Consider the following 4,583-nt stretch of genomic DNA (forward strand, 5'->3'; position numbering starts at 1 on the left):
CTACTGTCCGCGACTCGTGGCTGAGGGCGTCCCAAGCGGGCGGCCGCCCGCTGACGGTTGTGCGACCCCTTCTGTTTCCGTGCCACCGACTTCGCCAGGCGGCGTTGCCGGGCCAGCTCGGCAACCAGTGGTTTCGGCGCGGTATCGACACGGGCGACCTCGGTCCCGTCGGCGGTCGCAGCGACCGCGAATACGCTCAACCCGCGATCGATCCCGACCCAACCACCGTCGTCGCTATGTTCGCGTGGCCTGTGGTGGTGGGCCGGGTGTAGTTCGGATGCTTCGGTGGCCAGGCTGATCCACCAGCGTCGCGCCCGGTAGGAGACGGTGGCGTAGCGGATTTTCGCCCGTTCCTTGGTGAGCATTCGCCGCAACCGGCGGGTGTCGTCACGCACCTTGATCGCGCCGATCCCTGGCAATGTCACCGACCGTGCGGTCTCGTTGTCGCCGACCCGGATCATCGCCCGCCCGGTTTTCGCGATCTTGTTGCGGATCCGAAACGACGGGACAGTTTTGTCCTTCTTCTTGAAACGGGGAAACCCGACCCTCTTACCCGCACGTTTACCGGTCCGGGAGTCCGAGAACGCGGCCAGAGCGCGACCGCAGTCGACGGCGGCTTCCTCGAAGACTTGCTGGCACACCTGGGTTCGCCAGGCCAATCCGGTCACGTGAACTTCGGTGACCCCGTCCTGCGCTACCGCGAAGACCCGGCCTGCGGCTTCGGTCTTCTTCCAGGTATTGAAAGCGTTGATCAGGTCGAACCGGGTCCACGGCACAGGATGTTCCGGAGCGGTTTTGCGTGTGGTGAGCGCGGTTTTCACGAAGGCGAGGCTTTGGTTGAACGCGAACCGGGCCGCTCCGGCATGCCGCGCGAGCTCGACGGACTGCTCGACCGTGGGGTCGAGGCAGTATCGGAAAGTCGTGTGGCGGCTCATCATCGATGAGTGTGACACAAGCCACCGACATCAAAAGATTTGACGAGCTTGCCCGCTGTCGCCGCTGTCTACCCATCCGAGAGTGATCGGTGCACTTCCGGCGAACAGATGGCAAGCCCCACACACCGTTGGGCGAGTGCCTGGCAACGGTCGTTGACGGCCGGTACACCCAATACGGAGTTTTCAGACGCACTCTGAGGCATTCGGTGCATCAGGCGTCGGCCACTGCGAACGCGGACGACAGTGGGGGCAGCATGGCGCGGGCGTCGGCGCCGCTGAACCAGAGGCCGACGGTGAAGACCGAGGTGGCTTCCAGATAGCGGGCCTGGTGCAGGCCGCCCGCTGGGAATGGTTGCAGTGCAAGGTCTTCGGCGAGAGCGGAGACGGTCTCGACGGCTTCGGGATTGTCGCCGCAGAGTGGGACGGCAAGGCGCACACCGTCGAAGATCCGGTCCTCACCCGCCCATACCTCGGCGGCGAGCAGGTTGAAGGCCTTGACCACGTGGGCCTTCGGTGCGCCCGCTGCGATCCGTTCAGCCACAGCGTCCTCGCTCAGGATGAAGGCGGTGACGCCTTCTGGTGCGGCCTCGTCGGGTAGGAAAGCGTTGGTGCAATCGATGACGACCTTCCTGGCCAGCGCGTCGCCGTGTTCGCCGAGCAATTCGGTAAGCGCGCTCACCGGCACCGCCGGCAGCACGACGTCGGCGCCCGCGATCGCCGCACCGATACCGGAGGAACGCACCGCGACCAGTGGCGCCGGCTCGGATTCGGCAATGCCCGGCATCTCGATGATCTGCGTCCCCGAGATTCGTGTGCCGCGCCGAGGTGATGTATCGCCCAGCGTGGAATTGATCCGGGCGGCGAGTTCGCGTGCGGCGACGGCCGAACGGGCACCGATGACCACCTCGTGACCGGCCGCGGCCCAGCCACCGCCCAGCGCCGCAGCCATAGCCCCTGCCCCGATGATCCCAATTCGCATGACAACTCCTGTGTTCCGGTGATGTCGCGCCCAACGGCGACGACCACACCGACGCTAGGAATCCCGATAGGCACCCGCGGGTGCCTATCGACGGTGGCAGGCTGGTTCGCATGACCGCCGCACCGGCCGAACCGACGGAGTACCCGCCCTACGGTGACTTCGAGGCCGACTGTCCCGCCAGGATGGGCGTGGACCTGTTCGGGAATTCCTGGCTGCCCGTGATCGTGTACATGCTGCGGGATGGTCCGCTTCGTCACAGTGAGCTGCGGACCGCCGTCGGGGGGATCAGTCAGAAGATGCTCACCCAGACGTTGCGGCGGATGGAGCAGATGACGCTCGTGCGCAGGCAGCGCTACGCCGAAGCGCCGCCGCGGGTCGAATACGAACTCACCGAGGCGGGCCGGGATCTGCTGCAGCCGATTTATGCGCTCGGGACATGGGTTGAGCGGCACGGGGTCGCGGTGACCCGAGCGATGTACGGCGAACCGCCGGACTGACACGCCCGGGACGCTCCAGGTGCCTGCCGGGTGAACGGCACGAGAACACCACGCCAAGGGCCTGTGACCTGCGCGAAACTTCGACGACCCGCCACCGCTACGCCGGTCGGCACTCGTACGATCAAAGCGTGAGTGTTCCGCAGGCCGTGCTGTTGGCAGTCCTCGCGGCTGTCGTCGGGCTGGCAGTCGGGGGCCTGCTGATCCCGTATGTCAACGCCAGGCACGCCGCCCGCACCCAGGAAGACACCGGGCTGACGATGTCGCAGGTGCTCGACCTGATCGTGCTCGCCTCCGAGAGCGGCATCGCCGTCGTCGACGAATACCGCGACGTGGTCCTGGTGAACCCGCGTGCCGAGGAACTCGGCCTGGTCCGCAACCGGCTGCTCGACGAACGCGCGTGGGCCGCGGTGGAGAAGGTGCTGGCCACCGGGGAGTCCGCCGAGTACGACCTCACCGCCAAGAACCCGCTGCCCGGCCGTGGCCGGATCGCCGTGCGCGGCGTCGCCCGGAAACTGTCGCGCGAGGAGACCAGCTTCGTCGTGCTGTTCGCCGACGACGATTCCGAGCAGGCGCGCATGGAAGCGACCAGGCGCGATTTCGTCGCCAATGTCAGCCACGAGCTCAAGACCCCGGTCGGCGCGATGAGCCTGCTGGCCGAGGCCATGCTGGAATCCGCCGACGATCCCGACGCGGTGCGCCACTTCGGTTCGCGCGTGCTGGCCGAATCGCGCCGCCTCGGCAAGATGGTGACCGAGCTGATCGCGCTGTCGCGGTTGCAGGGCGCCGAGAAGCTGCCGGATCTGGCCGTCGTCGATGTCGACACCGTGGTGCAGCAGGCCGTCGACCGGTCGCGCACCGCCGCCGAGGCCGCGGGCATCACCGTCAGCACCGACCGGCCGAGCGGGCTGGAAGTGCTCGGCGACGAGACCTTGCTGGTCACCGCGCTGTCGAACCTGGTCGAGAACGCTATCGCGTACTCGCCGCAGGGTTCGCACGTGTCGGTGAGCCGGTCGTTGCGCGGCGATCACGTCGCGATGGCCGTCACCGACCGCGGCATCGGCATCGCCAAGGAAGACCAGGAACGGGTGTTCGAGCGGTTCTTCCGCTCCGACAAGGCCCGCTCCCGGTCGACCGGCGGCACCGGGCTCGGCCTGGCCATCGTCAAACACGTGGCGGCCAACCACAACGGTGAGATCACCCTGTGGAGCAAACTGGGCACCGGCTCCACGTTCACGCTGCGCATCCCCGCCCATCTGGAAACCGATGGGGACGAGGACGCGGAGCAGGCGCCGGAGCTCGCCACAAGAGAAACCATCGTCCAGCGCACCCCCGCTGGACGAACGAACGGTGTGGAGGCACGCAGATGACGAGTGTGTTGATCGTCGAAGACGAGGAGTCGCTGGCCGATCCGCTGGCGTTCCTGCTGCGCAAGGAGGGCTTCGACGTCACCGTCGTCGGCGACGGCCCGTCCGCGCTGGCCGAATTCGATCGCTCCGGCGCCGACATCGTGTTGCTCGACCTGATGCTGCCCGGCATGAGCGGCACCGATGTCTGCAAGCAGCTGCGCACCCGCAGCGGTGTGCCGGTGATCATGGTGACCGCGCGCGACAGCGAGATCGACAAGGTCGTCGGCCTGGAACTGGGCGCCGACGACTACGTCACCAAGCCGTACTCGGCACGCGAGCTGATCGCCCGCATCCGCGCGGTGCTGCGCCGCGGCGCGGGCGACGAGCTGGACTCCGGCAGCGAGAACGGCGTGCTCGAGGCGGGTCCGGTGCGGATGGATGTGGACCGGCACACGGTGCACGTCAACGGCGGACAGGTCACCCTGCCGCTCAAGGAGTTCGACCTGCTCGAGTACCTGCTGCGCAACTCCGGCCGGGTGCTCACCCGCGGCCAGCTGATCGACCGAGTCTGGGGCGCCGACTACGTCGGTGACACCAAGACCCTGGACGTGCACGTCAAGCGCCTGCGCTCCAAGATCGAGGCCGACCCGGCCAAGCCGGAGCACCTGGTCACCGTGCGCGGCCTCGGCTACAAGCTCGAAGCCTGACAGCAACCCCACAACGAAACAGAGTCCCGTCGGATCTCCGACGGGACTCTGTTTGTTCGAGACGGGATGACTGATCCGGCGAGAACATCGGTAACTCACCGGGTACGGGCTAACTCGCT

The 4,583-nt window shown here is 67.1% G+C and carries 5 protein-coding genes; 3 read left to right on the forward strand and 2 right to left on the reverse strand.

All coding sequences use genetic code 11. The annotated features are described in order from the left end of the window. A partial coding sequence (locus tag ACFWPJ_RS25420) for a helix-turn-helix domain-containing protein (protein ID WP_378854897.1) occupies nucleotides 1-935 on the reverse strand: 935 nt, incomplete at its 3' end. Nucleotides 936-1,146: 211 nt separating this feature from the next. After that, a complete protein-coding gene (locus ACFWPJ_RS25425; protein WP_378854898.1) occupies nucleotides 1,147-1,914 on the reverse strand; it encodes an NADPH-dependent F420 reductase in 768 nt (255 codons plus the stop codon). A 110-nt stretch (nucleotides 1,915-2,024) separates the two neighbouring features. Between ACFWPJ_RS25425 and ACFWPJ_RS25430 the strand changes: the two genes are divergently transcribed. From ACFWPJ_RS25430 to ACFWPJ_RS25440, 3 genes are all read left to right on the forward strand, one after another. Continuing rightward, on the forward strand, nucleotides 2,025-2,411 hold the full coding sequence (locus tag ACFWPJ_RS25430) for a winged helix-turn-helix transcriptional regulator (RefSeq protein WP_378854899.1): 387 nt from the start codon (nucleotides 2,025-2,027) through the stop codon (nucleotides 2,409-2,411). Between the two features lie 128 nt (nucleotides 2,412-2,539). Beyond that, complete coding sequence (locus ACFWPJ_RS25435) at nucleotides 2,540-3,778, forward strand: sensor histidine kinase (protein WP_378854900.1); 1,239 nt, start codon at nucleotides 2,540-2,542, stop codon at nucleotides 3,776-3,778. Next, nucleotides 3,775-4,464 (forward strand): response regulator transcription factor, encoded by a 690-nt coding sequence (locus ACFWPJ_RS25440; RefSeq protein ID WP_019049472.1) that lies wholly within the window; start codon nucleotides 3,775-3,777, stop codon nucleotides 4,462-4,464. The genes ACFWPJ_RS25435 and ACFWPJ_RS25440 overlap by 4 nt, the downstream gene beginning before the upstream one ends. Nucleotides 4,465-4,583 lie beyond the last annotated feature (119 nt).

Source organism: Nocardia sp. NPDC058497 (assembly GCF_042720195.1).
GTDB lineage: Bacteria > Actinomycetota > Actinomycetes > Mycobacteriales > Mycobacteriaceae > Nocardia.